Raw genomic sequence first — 15,059 nt, 5'->3', positions numbered from 1 at the left:
GTGAGCCGACGCCATCCCGGGTGTATCGCCGGGTGGCAGGAACCGTGTGTAAGAGGGGTGTCTTATGTTGCTGGCTGTGTATCGCCGCTGTTTGTTGACCGGCACCGCATTGTGCCTCGGGACCGCAGGCGCTGAAGCGCAAACCGTCCCAGCACCGCCGCCGCCCGGCGCCGCATCGAACGGTTCCGCGAGCGACCAGCAACCGCCGGCTTCCACACCCGTTGCGCCGAACGCGGCGGAAGGCACCGACATCGTGGTGACCGGCTCGCGCATCGCGCGCGCCGAATTCGCCGCGCCAAACCCGATCACCGCGTTCACCGCCGCCGCGATCCAGCAGTCGGGCAATACCAACATCACCAATTTCCTCCAGCGCGTCCCCGCGCTGACGGGCTCGCGCGATTCCACGCAGACCTCGGGGGGCAATGCGGTCTATTCCAATCCGTTCGGCGCGGCCGGGCTGAACGAACTCAACCTGCGCAACCTAGGCACCAACCGGACGCTGGTCCTCGTCAACGGCCGTCGCCATGTCGCGGGGGAAGCCAACAGCGCCGCGGTCGACATCAACAGCATCCCGACCGATCTGATCGAGCGGGTCGACGTGCTGACCGGCGGGGCGTCGGCGGTTTACGGCGCGGACGGCGTCTCGGGCGTCGTCAATTTCATCCTCAAGCGCGATTTCGACGGAATCGCGGCGCGCGGACAACTCGGCATCTCGTCGCGCGGCGACGCCGGCAATCGCTTTGCCTCGATTGCGGCCGGGCACAGTTTCGCGGGCGGCCGCGGCAATCTGACGCTGGCCTATGAATATAACGCCGACGACCGGCTCGAGAACGACGATCGGTCCTACTTGCGGGCGGACCAGCGGCAGTATCTCATCCCCAACGACGCCGCAGCGACCAACCCGGCGGCGCCGCACAACATCCTGGTCGGCAACCTGCGCTATCCCAACGAATCGCCGATCGGCGCGGTCGATGCGACGGGCAGCGGTACGCCAAATTTCAACGGACTCGGCCAGGTCTATCAGCACGGCACGCCTGCGGCCTATTATTCGACCGGGGGTGACGATACCCCCGTCGCGGGCTTCTATTCGGGCGACCTCGCGCCGCGGATCGAGCGACACGACGTCAACCTGCTCGGGCATTATGACGTTTCGGACGCGCTCAAGGTCTCGGTGGAGGCCAAATACGCGCAGACCAAGGCGACCACCTTCGATTATTACATCGGCACCTATGGCGCGCCGATCACGCTCGACAATCCGTTCATACCCCAGTCGATCCGCGCCGCGGCGCTGGCCGCCGGACAGACGCAGGTCGCCGTGACGCGCGACAATATAGACTATGGCCGCCATGGCGAGACCGACCTGCGCCGCACCTATCGCGGCGTGTTCGACGTCACCGGCCGGATCAGTGACCATGCGACGTATGACGCCTATTTCGAATATGGCCGCACGGACGTCGACATCACCAAGCGCAACAACCTACTTGCCGCGAATTACACGAATGCGCTCGCCGTCGTCACCAGCCCCGCCACCGGCCAGCCGGTCTGCCGCAGCAACCTGACCGGCGGCGACCCCGGCTGCGTTCCGGTCAGCCTGTTCGGTGCGGGGCCGGTCAGCCCGGCGGCGCTGCGCTATTTCCAGGTCGACGACACCAGCTTCGCGCGGATCACGCAACAGGTCGCCAACGCATCGATCAGCGGCGACTTCGGCGCGTTCTTCGCCCTGCCCGGCGGGCCGGTGCAATTCTCGGTCGGCGGGGAATACCGCCGCGAGACGAGCGCGTTCGAACCGAGCGACAATCTTATCAACAACCGCTTCGTCGCCTTCACCGAACCGACGCTGGTCGTCCCGTCGGGCGGCAGGTTCGACGTGAAGGAGGCGTTCGGCGAGCTGAACGCGCCGATCTTCACGGGCCAGCGTCTTGCCGAGACGCTGTCGGTCGGCGCGGCGTACCGCTTCTCGAACTATTCGACGATCGGCGACACGACCACCTGGCAGGTCAACGGGGTCTATGCGCCGGTGCGCGACATCAGCTTCCGTGGCTCCTATGGCGAGTCGGTGCGGGCGCCCAACATCGGGGAATTGTTCCAGCCGCTCAGCGGGGATTCGAACTTCTTCATCGACCCTTGCGCGCCCAATGAGCTGGGCCACGGAACGCAATATCGCGCAGCCAATTGCGCGGCCGTCCTGTCGGCAGTGGGCGCGGCGATCTCGCCGGCGCTACAGACCGCGAGCAACGTCGTGGGGACGCGCTCGGGCAACCCGGCGCTCAAGGCCGAGACGGCGCGAACCTGGACCGCTGGCGTGGTGCTGCGGCCGCGCTTCCTGCGCGGGCTGACCGCGTCGTTCGACTGGTACGATATCGACCTGCGCGGCGCGATCAGCACACCGGCCCCCTCGCAGCTTGCGTCGCTGTGCGTTGATCAGCCCGCGGTCGCCAATCCGTTCTGCGCCGCCATCACGCGCACGCAGGGGACCGGCATCATCAGCGGCTATTCGGTCCAGCCGCAGAATGTCTCGCGCTTCCGCACCGCCGGCGCCGACCTGAACATCGATTATCTCATTCGGGCAGGCAAGCTCGGGACGTTCGATTTCCGGCTGGTCGGCGGTTACCTCCACCGGCTCGAGTTCGTCGGGACGCCGGGCGCTGTGGCTACCGACAGTGTCGATCAGCCCGGCGCGCCGAAGTTTAATTTCAACCTGTCGCCGAGCTGGACGCGGGGCGGCCTCACGATCGGCTACAATTTGCGCTGGGCGGACGCGACCCGGACAGTCGACAAGCTGACCACCGACAATGACCCCAACTACGCGCCGGCGGCGCAGCTGCGCTACAGCGAATTGTGGCAACACGATCTCCAGATCGCGCTCGACGTCGGCCGCGCCTATTCGATCTATGCTGGCGTACAGAACCTGACCGACCAGAGGCCCGATCCGGGCAATGCGATCAACCAGCCAATCTCGGCAGTAGGACGCTATCTTTATACCGGGGTGAAAATCCGGACCGGCAAGTTTCGATAAGAGGTCCCGAGCCGCGCGTGCCGGGCGGGTCGGGAATGGTCAAGGACGGGAGGTCGCTTGATCCCCCCGACAAAGCTGGCAGAGAAACGAGGATGGACCCTGCCCCGCTTTTCGACACCGCGCGCCCGACCTACGACGTCGTGATTCCCTGCTACAACCGCGCGCATGTCGTCACCGATGCAGTCGAGAGCGTCCTGGCGCAGGCCCCTGCGCCACGGCGCGTTATCATCGTCGACGATGGTTCGAGCGATGACAGCGCCGCCGTCATCCGCACTCTCGCGACGACGCACGCTAGCGTCGAGGCGGTCGTCCTGCCGCGCAATGTCGGCGCATCCCAAGCGCGCAATACCGGCGCGGGGTCTTCGCACGCCCCCTGGATCGCGTTCCTCGACAGCGACGACGTCTGGCTGCCGGGCGCTGCACAGGCGTTGCTCGACGGCACCGGGCATGGTGCGTTCGAGATCGTCGTCGGACATTTTGCACGTGTCGAGGGGCACGAGGCACCCGGCGACCCGGAATGTGGGTGGAATGGAGACTGCATCCGCCGTGGCCTTGCCAGCGGCGGAGTAGTGGGCCCGAGCTGGTCGATCGTTTCCCGAGCCATCGTCGAACACATCGGCGGCTTCGATCCCAGCTTCCACAATTGCAACGACTGGGATTTCTATACCCGCGCGGCCGCAGCCGGTGCCCGTTTCGCCAGGATCGATCATTGTGTCGCGCTTTACCGCACCGTAGCGGGCAGTCGTTTGGTCGGCGATACCGACATAAGTGCACGCAACGCGCTGCGCGTGCTTGCGCACCCGTATTTGGCGGGCCTCAACAGCTGAGGCAGCTCGATAGTGAAATGCGGCGATGACCCAGATGCGGTCATTTGGAGATTCTGGGGCGGTTCTCAACAGCAGACATTCGTTCACAATCTTTTCGCTGCGGTGTATCGTCATGTTGGCAAGGAGCAGCGCAATGGCCCCGACAATCACGGCATTCGAGAAGTCTCCGGACGGCCGTAAGGCCTAGCGCGCGACACGCGCGTGCGTTGGGCTTCGAGGAGGTAGAGGAGCATACGACGTGCGGCTCGTGTCGTTCGCGGCGCTGAAGCAACCCGATCATTTGGCGCGGAGCCCCTTCGGCCAAATACCGACCTTAAAAATTGGCGACCTTACCCTGTTTGAGACGGGAGCGATCGTCCTCCAAATCGCGCAGAGCCACGAGGGCCTGCTGCCGAAGGACGCGGACGCCAAGGCAAGGGCAATTACCTGGATGTTCGCGGCGCTAGTACGATGGAGCCCCCAATCCTCGACCTGACGATCGCCAGGATCTTCGAGAAGGACCAGCCGTGGGCTAGCGAGCGGCTGCCGCTGGTCGAGGACCGAGCACGGATGCGGCTGGGACAGCTAGCTGCCTCTCTTGGCGACGGCGAATGGCTCGACGGGCATTTCAGCGCGGGCGACCTGATGATGGCGTCGGTGCTGCTGCGCTACCGCATGCTGTATCTTGATGAGTATCCAGCGCTCGCAGCGTACGTCGCACGCGCTGAAGCACGACCCGCCTACCAACGAGCATTCGCAGCGCAGCTGGCGATTAACGCCCTTCAGGGCTGACGCCCGATAGTAACCGGATCGCCCGAGACCCGGGCGTGTGAACTGCGTGTCTGGCATCGGTCTGGTCGGCACGTGTGGCCTGTCACTCGACTGGTTAGCTCTGCCGCCTCGCGCTAGCTAACGGAGTGACGGAAGACCCAATCATGGACGCTCAGCATTCATCTTGCGCTTCACAACTCCGGACATTCATTCATCGGTTCAGCGATTGCCCCGCAGCACCCCTAGAACGACGATATCTGGGACATTTCTGCCGTTCACCAGCGACGTGTCGAACGGCAGATCTTGCCAAGAGTCGACCTTCGGCGCCTGCCCGATCGGCACCGCAGAACGCCAGAGATTGTGCCCTAGGTGGACAGTCCTCGGTTGGATAGGGTTTACGAAGGTCTGCATTTCGCTGATCGAGGCGGCCATATGTCCGGACTTTGATTGCGGCTTTGTCATGCGGCGCTGGCCATGATGTCGTTCGCTCAATAGCGCGATCTGCCACCCGATCGGCATAAGCTTGGAGAACGAGACCTATGATCCACCTCTGCAGTGCATGCGGCACCTCGTACGCAAGCCTTGCCGCGCCACCGCAGCGGTGCGAAATTTGCAACGATGAGCGCCAGTTCGTCCCGGTTAAAGGCCAGCGTTGGACCACGGAACAAGATCTGCATCGCGACCATGCCAATACGTGGCGGCAAATTGCGCCGAACGTCCTCAGTATTCAAACCGAGCCGCGTTTCGCGATCGGCCAAAGGGCTTTTCTGATCACTACCCCTAACGGCAACATTTTATGGGATTGCCTGGCCTGCCTGGATGCCGCGACCGTCACGCTGGTTCGCAAGCTAGGCGGCATCAACGCGATCGCTATTTCCCACCCGCATTATTACACGACGATGCAGGACTGGGCATCTGCGTTCGACGCGACGATATTTCTGCACGCTGACGACCGTCAGTGGGTGATGCGCGACAGTCCCCACATTCGTTTCTGGAGCGGTGAGTCGTTGTCGATCGTGCAGGACGTATCCGTGGTCCGGCTCGGCGGTCATTTTGCAGGCGGGACGGTCCTGCACTGCTCGCAGGATCGCGGAGTCATTTTCGCGGGGGACATTGTTCAGGTCTCGCCCGGCGCGGATCGCGTCTCCTTCATGTGGAGCTATCCCAATCTCCTGCCGCTACCGGCCGCAAAGGTCGTCGACATCGCTGCACGCCTGGACGCCTATGATTTCGATCGCGTCTACGGGGCGTTCGCGGGCCAGGATATCGGTCACGACGCCAAGAAGGTCGTCGCTCAGTCTGCGGCGCACTATGTCGCGTGTCTTCGCGACGAGAGACCGTGAAGATCGGCTTGCTCGATCACCGCGCGCTGTCCCACGACAAGGAAGTGCTGCGTCGGCCATATTCCAATCGATTATCCTGATGGTCGACCGATCCTAAGAACATCAGACCCGTTCGAGCAACAAACCGATCCCCTGCCCAACACCGACGCACATGAAGGCCATCGCGTAGCGACCACCCGTACGGTGAAGTTCCTCGACCGCACTCATCGTGATCCGCGCGCCCGACATGCCGAGAGGGTGACCGAGCGCGATTGCACCGCCGTTGCGATTGACGCGTGGGTCATCGAACGGATCGATGTCGAGATCACGGAGCGTCGCGATTGCCTGGCTGGCGAACGCCTCGTTCAACTCGATCACGTCAAGTTGGTCCAGCGTGATCCCACCTAATGTCATCAGCTTACGCGCGGCCTCGACAGGTCCCACGCCCATGATCCGGGGTGCAACCCCAGCCGCGGCCATTGCTACGATCCGCGCGCGGAGGGTCAGCCCATGTCGCGCCGCTGCGGCTTCGGACGCGATGAGCGTCGCGGCTGCGCCGTCGTTGAGACCGGACGCATTGCCAGCGGTCACGGTGCCGTCCGCCCGCACGACCGGCTTGAGCTTCGCGAGCGCCTCCAGACTGGTTGCGCGCAAATGTTCGTCTGCGGAGAAGACGATCGGATCGCCCTTCCTCTGTGGAGTCGTGACAGGCACGATCTCGGTGGCGAACCGTCCGCTTGCCTGCGCGGCGGCGGCCTTTTCCTGACTGGCAAGGCCGAAGCGATCCTGATCCTCGCGGCTGACACGCCATTGGTCGGCAACGTTCTCGCCCGTTTCCGGCATCGAATCGACGCCATAGACGTGCCGCATCGCCGGATTGACGAACCGCCAGCCGAGGGTCGTATCTTCCAATTTCTGGGCCCGATCGAAGGGGCTTTGCGCCTTGCCCATGACATAGGGGGCACGCGTCATGCTCTCGACACCGCCCGCGATCATCAACGCGCCATCGCCACTGCGGATCGCCCGCGCTGCCGACCCGATCGCGTCGAGGCCCGAACCACACAGACGGTTGACCGTCGATCCCGACACCGTCTCGGGCAATCCGGCAAGCAGCACGGCCATGCGCGCGACGTTGCGATTATCTTCGCCCGCTTGATTCGCACAGCCGAGGATCGTGTCATCCACCGCCCCCCAGTCGACGCCCGGATTGCGATCCATCAGCGCCCTGATGGGGATGGCGGCCAGGTCGTCGGCGCGGATGCTGGCGAGCGACCCGTTCAATCGGCCGATGGGGGTGCGGATCGCGTCGCACAGAAAAGCATCGGTCATATGTTCAGCCCTTGCTGTCGCTGGAGTCGAGTTCGGCGATGATCTTGCCCGCCTCGGCAAAGGCGGTGTTGGCGGCAGGAACGCCCGCGTAGATCGCTGATTGCATCAGCACTTCCTTGAGCTCCTCGCGCGTGAAGCCGTCACGCATCAATCCGGTTCGGACGTGGAGCGCGAATTCCTCCCAGCGGCCGAGCGCCACGGTGATGGCAAGCACGATGAACCGACGGCTGCGGTCATCGAGACCAGGCCGGCCCCAGATCTCATGCCACGCGATCCGCGTGATCATCGCCTGGAAATCGGCGGTGAACTCGGTCCTCTTGGCGAGCGAAGCGTCGACCCACGCATCGCCGAGTATGCGACGCCGGTTGAGCAGGCCCGCCTCGAACATGGTGGTTGCGGCATCCTGGGTATCGGCCGGTTTCAGAAACTCGCGAAGCGCTGCTGCCAGCGCGGCAGGCGTCTCGATCGGCGCGAGATGGGCGGCGTCGAGATGTACCACGCGCGCGTCGGGCAATGCGGCCACGATGCGTTCGCCATGCCCCGCAAACGGTGTTGAGACGTCACGGTCGCCCGCGATGACCAGCGTCGGGACACCGATCGCCGGCAACCGATCGATCAGCGCCATGTCACGGATCGCGGCACCGCAACCCGCATAGCCGGCATCGGCCATCGCGATCATGCCCCGCCGCACGCTTTCGGCCGCGCCGGAATGCGTTGCCACGAAGCGCGGCGACAGGAACCGGCCCATCGCCATATCGGCGATGGCCGCCGTACCCGTTGTGCGCACGACCGCGATCCGGTCACGCCATGCGTCGGTATCCATCGCCGCCGACGTGCAGATCAGAGCCAGCGCGGTAACCCGCGTCGGGTGAGTCAGCGCCAACTCCATCGCGATCATCCCGCCGAGCGAGACACCGGCAACGGCTGCCGTCTGGATCCCTGCGGCGTCCATGACGGCGACGACGTCGTCGGCCAGCATCGCCAGGCTATAGTCACCACCCGGTGCGTCCGACGCGCCGTGCCCGCGCATGTCGATCCGCAGGAGCCGGAAGGCGGGCAGCAAATGCGGGACGCAGGTCTCCCACAGCGCCATGTCGGTGCCGATCGAATTGAGCAGGACGAGCACGGGCAGGTCGGGGGCGCCGTCGAGCTTCCAGTACAGGCGTACGTCCTCCCGGATCGCGAATGGCATGGCGTTATCCTTCGTGTCTGGAGACGAGCGCGCGGACGATCGCCGCGCTTTCGCCGATATCGGTCCCGATGCCAGCGTTCGCGAGGTTGCGCGCGATCGCGTCTTCGTCGATTTCCAACGCTTCAGCGACGCTCGCCATCGCCTCAGCCGCGCCGGCCGCGAGCAGGAACAGGTCGGCGAGTACCGGCCCCTCCGCCTGCCAGCCGCCCAGTCCGCGCTCTTCCTCCTGCGGCAGGCCGACGAGCAGCGTCGCGGCCAGACCCGGCGCCCGCAGCGCAGCCGACAGCGCGATCTGGCAGCCGGTCGGGTTGCGCTTGTGCGCCATGGCCGACGATCCGCCGCGGCCCGCGACCGCCGGCTCACGCGCTTCCCCAACGCTATTCTGCGACAGAAGCGCTAGGTCGCGCGCCATCTTGCCGATCGCGCCGATCGCGATGGCCAGACTGGTGCCGATGGCGGCGATGCCGATCCGGCGCGCGTGCCAGGGTTCGCTCGCGGCGAGGCCGAGTTCTTCCGCCATATGCGATGCGACGGCCAGACCTGCGCCGCCGAGCCCGGCGCGCGTCCCTGCTGCCCCACCAAGCTGGATTCGCGCATTGTCCTCGACGTCGCGCCGCAGCCGCTCGGCCGCATCGGCGACACCGACCATCCAGTGCGCGATCCGCAGACCGAACGCGACGGGCACCGCATCCTGCAACAAGGTGCGGCCGACCGCCGGTGTTTCGGCGTGATGCATGGCCAAACGACCAAGGGCATCCACGATGCGGTCGAGGTCCGTGAGTAGCAGCGCGGTCGCTGCCCGCGCCTGCAGCATCAACACGGTGTCGGCGACGTCCTGGCTGGTCGCCCCCTTATGTACCGCGTTCTTGGCATCGCCACCGAGCGAGGCACGCAAACGAGCGACCAGCGGTATCGCCAGCGTACCGGCGAGCGCCGCTTCCTCGGCCAGTTCGGCAGCGCCGATCGCCGTTGATGTGCAGGCGTCGACAATTGCCCGCGCGAGTTCCCCGGAGATCACGCCTTCGGTCGCCTGCGCTCTTGCAAGAGCAGCTTCGAATGCGAGGGCGTGCGCGATGGTCGCATCGTCGTCGAAGACGGCCAGCATCGCCGGCGTTGTCGCCGGGCGGGTGCGGAGAAGATCAGTCATTGGAGTTCATACCGCGAAGAAGACCGTCTCGGCGTCGCCCTGCAACCTTATGTCGAACCACCAGCGGCCGTCGTCCCGCTGGTGCGCGATCAGCGTCTTGCGACGGTCTGCCGGTACCGCGCTCAGCACCGGATCATGGTCATTGCCTTCGCCGTCGGCGAAATACAGCCGCGTCGCGAGCCGTTTCAGAATACCGCGCCCGAACACCGACACCGCCAGATGCGGTGCCTGCAACGTGTTGCCGGGCCCCGGCACGCGCCCCGGGCGAATGGTGCGGAACCGGTAGATGCCGTCCGGGTCGACCGACGCGCGGCCGAAGCCGAGGAAATGCGGATCGATCGGCACCGCGTCGCGCGGATCGTCCGTACTCGCATAGCGACCGACGGCGTTCGCCTGCCAATCTCGATCATCGCATCGAGAATCGGCATCCCCTTCGCGTCGAACACCTGCCCCGCGATCTCGATCACCTCGCCCTCCGGCGTGCCGGTCGGCGACGACAGATTGAGGACGTAATGCTCTTCGCCGAACAGGTCGGGTCGAGCACCCATGGCGGATTTGCCGACCAGATCGGCACCGCCCTTCCACGGCAGGCCGTAATGGAAGAACGGCCCGACCGTCTGCCACGGCGTCTGTCCGAAAATGGCGGGATCCTGATTGTCCAACCGCGGCGCGGTCTCGCGATCTTCGACAGCGATCTCACTCGTCATGGTCGTGATCCTCGAACGGCGTCTCGTCGCGCCCCTTCAGCACGATATCGAAAAGATAGCCGAGCGCCCAGGCGGGCTTCGTGCTGTTGATATCGAAGCGGCCGACCATCCGCTGGCGGGCGGGCATCGGTATCGCGTTGGCGATCGGGTCGATCTCGATCAACGGATCGTCCGGGAAATACATCTGCGTCACGAGCCGCGTCGCAAAGGCAGGGCCGAGCAGCGACAGGTGGATATGGCCCGGGCGCCATGCGTTCTTGTGGTTGCCCCACGGGTACGCGCCAGGTCGTATCGTAACGTAGCTGTACCGCCCCTCGTCATTGGTGACGACACGCCCAGCCCCGGTGAAGTTCGGATCGAGCGGCGCGTCCCAATTGTCCGCCGAATGGATATAGCGCCCGGCAGCATTGGCCTGCCAGATCTCGATGACGGTATTGGCCACCGGGCGGGCGCGATCGTCGAGTACGCGGCCGGAGACGATGATCCGCTGCCCTTGCGGCACGCCCGGATGCTGCGCGGCAAGGTCGATCCCCGAGGGTCCCACCATCAGGCGGTCCCACGCGCTGGGACCGGTCGTCTCGGTCAAGGTCGGCGGGATCGCGATCAACGGCTGGCGTGGGCTGCGGTCGACCGTCGAGCGATAGTCGGGGTGCAGCGAGGGCGACAGACCTGGCTCTTCCGGCGAGTAGCCGATCACATCGGTCATGCCGCACTCCCTTGCGCGAAGGCACGGGCGTCGAACGCCGCACCGGTCTTCGTCCGTACCTCGTCCAGCGTTACGCCCGGCGCCAGTTCGACCAGCGTCAGACCGCCCGCCTTTTTGTCACAGGCTAGCACACAGAGGTCGGTGATGATCAGGTCGACGACGCCCTTGCCGGTAAGCGGCAGCGTGCATGCCTCGAGAATCTTGGGCTCGCCCGCCTTGTTGGCGTGATCCATCACGACCACGACTTTGCGCACCCCCGCGACCAGGTCCATCGCGCCGCCCATCCCCTTCACCATCTTGCCTGGGATCGTCCAGTTGGCGATGTCGCCATTGGCGGCGACTTCCATCGCACCGAGCACCGCCATGTCGATATGGCCGCCACGGATCATCGCGAAGCTGTCGGCGCTGGAAAAGAAGCTCGACGTCGGGAGCGCGGTGATCGTCTGCTTGCCGGCGTTGATGAGATCCGGATCGACCGCGTCGCGCGTCGGGAACGGCCCGATGCCGAGCATACCGTTCTCCGACTGCAGAGTCACGTCGAGGCCGTCGGGAACATAGTTCGCCACCAGCGTCGGGATCCCGATGCCGAGGTTGACGTAGAAGCCATCCTGCAGTTCCTGCGCCGCACGCGCCGCCATCTGTTCGCGGGTCCAACCCATCACACGCTCTCCGTTTCGCGGACCGTCAGCTTCTCGATCCGCTTTTCGTTGATCGTCGACAGCACGATGCGATCGACGAAGATGCCGGGTGTATGGATGCAGTCGGGATCGAAACTGCCGGCGGGTACGATCTCCTCGACCTCGGCCACCGTCACCTTGCCCGCCGTCGCCATGTTCGGGTTGAAGTTGCGCGCGGTCTTGCGGAACATCAAATTGCCCGCCGGGTCCGCCCGCCATGCCTTGATGATCGACAGATCCGCGCGCAGCCACGTCTCGCGGACATACGCCTCGCTATCGAACGTCTCGACCGGCTTGCCCTCCGCTACGACGGTGCCGACCCCGGTCTTCGTATAGAAGGCCGGGATCCCCGCACCCCCAGCGCGGATGCGCTCCGCCAGCGTCCCCTGCGGCGTCAGTTCCAGCGCGAGTTCACCGCTGAGATATTGCTGTTCGAACAGCTTGTTCTCGCCGACATAGCTCGAGATCATCTTCGCAATCTGACGCGATTCCAGGAGCATCCACAGGCCGAAGCCATCAGCTCCGGCGTTGTTCGAGATGACGGTCAGGTCTCGCACGCCGGACGCGCGCACCTCCGGGATCAGGCTTTCGGGATTGCCCGACAGGCCGAACCCGCCCGACATGATCGTCATGCCGTCGAACAGCAGTCCGTCGAGCGCAGCAGCGGGAGTCTCGTACACCTTGTTCTTCATGCCGCTTGATCCTTCACGCTGCTGTCATGGGAAGACCGACATAGTTCTCGGCAAGCGTCCGCTGCGCCGCCTGCGACCCGCGAATATAATCGAGTTCGGCCATCTGGATACGTCGGTCGAACCCATCCATCGTCGGAAAGCGGTGCGTGACGGAGGTGAACCACCACGAGAAGCGCTCGGCTTTCCAGACCCGCGCCAGTGCGCGCGCCGAATAGCCGTCGATCCCCGCATCGCAGCGTTCGCCATAATGCTCCGCAAACGCTTCGCCCAGCATCGTCACGTCGGACACGGCGAGGTTCATGCCCTTGGCCCCGGTCGGCGGGACGATATGCGCGGCATCCCCCGCCAGGAACAGCCGGCCCCAGCGCATCGGCTCCGACACGAAAGACCGGAGCGGTGCGATCGCCTTCTCGAACGACGGCCCGCGCGTGACCTTCGCCGCGGTCTCCGGACCCAGACGCAGGCACAGCTCGTCCCAGAACCGATCGTCGGACCAGTCCGCAACGTTCTCGTCGACGCCGCACTGGATGTAATAGCGGCTCCGCGTCGCCGAGCGCATCGACGCGAGCGCAAAACCCCGTTCGTGATTGGCGTAGATGAGTTCGTGATCCGCCGGTGGCACGTCTGCCAGGATGCCGAGCCAGCCAAAGGGGTAAACGCGTTCGAACGTCTTCAGCACGTCGGCGGGGATCGCTGCGCGGCTGACGCCGTGATAACCGTCGCACCCGACGACGAAGTCGCAGTCCAGCGTATGCGACGCGCCGTCCGCCTGCCAGGACACCGATGGCCGGTCGCCGTCCAGACCGTCGAGCGTTACGTCCATGGCGTTCCAGACGATCGACAGGTCGCGCGCCTCGGCAGCGTCGAACAGGTCGCGCATAACCTCCTGCTGGCCGTAGACCGTCACGGTCGATCCACCGGTCAGCGCGGCCATGTCGATGCGGAACAGTCGGCCATCGAGTGAAAGGTTCGTGCCGCCATGCACCAAACCCTCACGAACCAGGCGCTCGGCCAGACCGAGCCGGTGCATCAGGTCGACGGTAACCTCCTCGAGCACGCCTGCCCTCACCCGACCTTCGACATAGGCACGGTCGCGCCGTTCGATGACGACGGCGTCGATGCCGTCGCGGCGTAGCAGATGCGCGAGAAACATGCCCGCGGGGCCCGCGCCGATGATCGCAACCTGGGTGCGCATCCTGTGTCCATCCTCTCGCCAGCGGTTCGATCCGCTCTTGTCCGAATGGTGCGCGCGTCCAATGCTTCGGACCATGCCACAGACAACCGATATTTTGGATTATCCAGCAAAGGCGCTATGGTGCTCGCATGTCGACCCTGGCTGTCCCGAGCTTCTACCTCTACGGAGAACCGCACCGTGCAGTCGCCGATGGGTTCATTCACGTCGAACACTTGGACGATCGATCGCGACCGAGCGAATGGACGATCCAACCACATGCGCACGCAGATCTGGTCCAGATGTTCCTGATCACGTCGGGCGGTGGGGCCATGCGGGCTGAGGATATCGCCATGCACTTCGATGCACCGGCACTGCTGCTGGTCCCCGCAGGCGTCATCCACGGCTTCCACTGGACGACGGAATCGTCTGGTTCGGTGCTTACGCTCGCCCGGACGTATTTCGAAAATCTTGCCGCCCGGCACCCGGACGTCGAATCAGTCTTCGACCGTCCCCGCGCGGTCACTCCGGACACCGCAGCGGTAGCCCGCTTGTCCGACTTTATGGCAACGCTGCGTCAGGAAGTCGCCTGGTCTACCAAAGGCCATTATGCCGCAGTGGAGGCCGCGCTGCTCGCGATGCTTGTCGTGTCCCTGCGGGTCCTGCCTGCCAGCGATACCGCTCCCGCGCTCGATCGCGGGCAATATGCCAGTTTGGTCGCCCGTTTTCGTGCTCGTATCGAGGACCGCTTCCGCCTGCGTGAAAGCATCGCGACCCATGCTCGCGACCTCGGCACGAGCGAGACCAGCCTGCGGATGGCATGCGCCCGGATTGCGGGGCGTTCACCCGCAGCCATGCTCGATCAGCGTGCGATCCTAGAGGCCCGGCGCGCATTGCTCTATTCGCATCTGTCGGTGGCGGAGATCGGCTACGCGCTCGGCTTCACCGATCCCGCCTATTTTACGCGTTTCTTCAGCCGTCATTCCGGGATGTCTCCCACGCGGTACCGCCAACAGCGCGATACCGGACGGGATACCCGGAATGACGAACCCATGCAGGTCTAGCGCGGCGGCCTCCGGATCACTAACGCGCCAGCACACCTCGTTACGGTGCCGGGAGGAGCCTGATGCGGGTCATGCCGAAACGGTCGGACGGGACGATGCTCAACCGCTCGTCACCATTGATGACACGCCCCGGCACCCAGCGCCCATCGACGAACCGGCCTTCTTCGACCCTGGCCAACTCTACGTCATCACGATTACCGGCTTTACGCGCGAAGCTGATCTTGATGTCCTGGCCTACGACCAGAAACTCGTCCTTGCCGAGCTGAATGACGAGCCCCATCGGCCGCGTATCGGTCAGGTCCGACGCCACGTTGCCGATATTCTGGGCGCGCCGCTCGCGCTTTTCGGTCGGAACGCTTATGTGTCAACGCCGGTCGCATTCCAGGCCAGCGGGGCGGAGTAAAAGCAGGCCATTGTTGATGCGAGGCTGACGATACGAAGAGGGCCCCGATCGGGGCC

16 protein-coding genes are annotated in these 15,059 nt (G+C 64.9%); 6 read left to right on the top strand and 10 right to left on the bottom strand.

The window, feature by feature from the left end; translation table 11 throughout:
• Positions 1-64 precede the first annotated feature (64 nt).
• The 4 genes from RI03_RS02730 to RI03_RS24445 all read left to right on the top strand — a co-directional run bounded on the left by RI03_RS02730 (position 65) and on the right by RI03_RS24445 (position 4,614).
• A complete protein-coding gene (locus tag RI03_RS02730; protein ID WP_238542206.1) occupies positions 65-3,016 on the top strand; it encodes a TonB-dependent receptor domain-containing protein in 2,952 nt (983 codons plus the stop codon).
• 92 nt (positions 3,017-3,108) lie between these two features.
• Positions 3,109-3,843 (top strand): glycosyltransferase family 2 protein, encoded by a 735-nt coding sequence (locus RI03_RS02725; RefSeq protein ID WP_010215020.1) that lies wholly within the window; start codon positions 3,109-3,111, stop codon positions 3,841-3,843.
• A gap of 238 nt (positions 3,844-4,081) precedes the next feature.
• Complete coding sequence (locus tag RI03_RS24450) at positions 4,082-4,318, top strand: glutathione S-transferase family protein (protein WP_010215019.1); 237 nt, start codon at positions 4,082-4,084, stop codon at positions 4,316-4,318.
• The gene (locus RI03_RS24445; RefSeq protein WP_010215018.1) at positions 4,294-4,614 is read left to right on the top strand and encodes a glutathione S-transferase C-terminal domain-containing protein; all 321 of its coding nucleotides are present in this window, start codon (positions 4,294-4,296) and stop codon (positions 4,612-4,614) included. The genes RI03_RS24450 and RI03_RS24445 overlap by 25 nt, the downstream gene beginning before the upstream one ends.
• Before the next feature lie 198 nt (positions 4,615-4,812).
• On the opposite strand, the gene RI03_RS02710 is transcribed toward RI03_RS24445, so the two are convergent.
• A complete protein-coding gene (locus tag RI03_RS02710; RefSeq protein WP_010215017.1) occupies positions 4,813-5,025 on the bottom strand; it encodes a hypothetical protein in 213 nt (70 codons plus the stop codon).
• Between the two features lie 107 nt (positions 5,026-5,132).
• Between RI03_RS02710 and RI03_RS02705 the strand changes: the two genes are divergently transcribed.
• Entirely contained in the window at positions 5,133-5,936 is an 804-nt protein-coding gene (locus RI03_RS02705; RefSeq protein ID WP_010215016.1) for an MBL fold metallo-hydrolase, read from the top strand.
• Between the two features lie 102 nt (positions 5,937-6,038).
• Here the strand turns inward: RI03_RS02705 and pcaF are convergent, their stop codons facing one another.
• The 8 genes from pcaF to pobA form a co-directional block, all read right to left on the bottom strand.
• The gene (gene pcaF, locus RI03_RS02700; RefSeq protein ID WP_010215014.1) at positions 6,039-7,244 is read right to left on the bottom strand and encodes a 3-oxoadipyl-CoA thiolase; all 1,206 of its coding nucleotides are present in this window, start codon (positions 7,242-7,244) and stop codon (positions 6,039-6,041) included.
• Positions 7,245-7,248: 4 nt separating this feature from the next.
• Positions 7,249-8,436: a bifunctional 3-oxoadipate enol-lactonase/4-carboxymuconolactone decarboxylase PcaDC gene (gene pcaDC / locus RI03_RS02695; RefSeq protein WP_010215013.1), complete on the bottom strand. Its 1,188-nt coding sequence runs from the start codon at positions 8,434-8,436 to the stop codon at positions 7,249-7,251.
• Positions 8,437-8,440: 4 nt separating this feature from the next.
• Positions 8,441-9,583, bottom strand: coding sequence for a lyase family protein (locus tag RI03_RS02690; RefSeq protein WP_010215012.1), 1,143 nt, complete (start codon positions 9,581-9,583; stop codon positions 8,441-8,443).
• Between the two features lie 6 nt (positions 9,584-9,589).
• Positions 9,590-9,928, bottom strand: coding sequence for a protocatechuate 3,4-dioxygenase subunit alpha (pcaG, locus tag RI03_RS24440; RefSeq protein ID WP_238542205.1), 339 nt, complete (start codon positions 9,926-9,928; stop codon positions 9,590-9,592).
• A 351-nt stretch (positions 9,929-10,279) separates the two neighbouring features.
• Positions 10,280-10,996, bottom strand: a complete 717-nt coding sequence (pcaH, locus tag RI03_RS02680; protein ID WP_010215009.1) for a protocatechuate 3,4-dioxygenase subunit beta — start codon at positions 10,994-10,996, stop codon at positions 10,280-10,282.
• Positions 10,993-11,655, bottom strand: a complete 663-nt coding sequence (locus tag RI03_RS02675) for a 3-oxoacid CoA-transferase subunit B (RefSeq protein WP_010215008.1) — start codon at positions 11,653-11,655, stop codon at positions 10,993-10,995. The genes pcaH and RI03_RS02675 overlap by 4 nt, the downstream gene beginning before the upstream one ends.
• Positions 11,655-12,365 carry a CoA transferase subunit A gene (locus RI03_RS02670; protein WP_010215006.1) on the bottom strand — a complete coding sequence of 237 codons (711 nt, stop codon included), beginning with the start codon at positions 12,363-12,365 and terminating at the stop codon, positions 11,655-11,657. The genes RI03_RS02675 and RI03_RS02670 overlap by 1 nt, the downstream gene beginning before the upstream one ends.
• Positions 12,366-12,378: 13 nt before the next feature.
• Complete coding sequence (gene pobA, locus RI03_RS02665) at positions 12,379-13,560, bottom strand: 4-hydroxybenzoate 3-monooxygenase (protein WP_010215004.1); 1,182 nt, start codon at positions 13,558-13,560, stop codon at positions 12,379-12,381.
• A gap of 128 nt (positions 13,561-13,688) precedes the next feature.
• Here pobA and RI03_RS02660 point away from each other — a divergent pair, with 128 nt between their 5' ends.
• A complete protein-coding gene (locus RI03_RS02660) occupies positions 13,689-14,600 on the top strand; it encodes a helix-turn-helix domain-containing protein (protein WP_010215002.1) in 912 nt (303 codons plus the stop codon).
• A 40-nt stretch (positions 14,601-14,640) separates the two neighbouring features.
• On the opposite strand, the gene RI03_RS02655 is transcribed toward RI03_RS02660, so the two are convergent.
• A complete protein-coding gene (locus tag RI03_RS02655; protein WP_026046392.1) occupies positions 14,641-14,910 on the bottom strand; it encodes a DUF5597 domain-containing protein in 270 nt (89 codons plus the stop codon).
• Positions 14,911-15,059: the final 149 nt, after the last annotated feature.

The sequence above is a fragment of the Sphingomonas sp. PAMC 26621 genome (assembly GCF_000251145.1).
Lineage (GTDB): Bacteria > Pseudomonadota > Alphaproteobacteria > Sphingomonadales > Sphingomonadaceae > Sphingomonas.
Note: the sequence above shows the minus strand (reverse complement) of the source record. Positions and strands in the feature narration are given on the sequence as shown.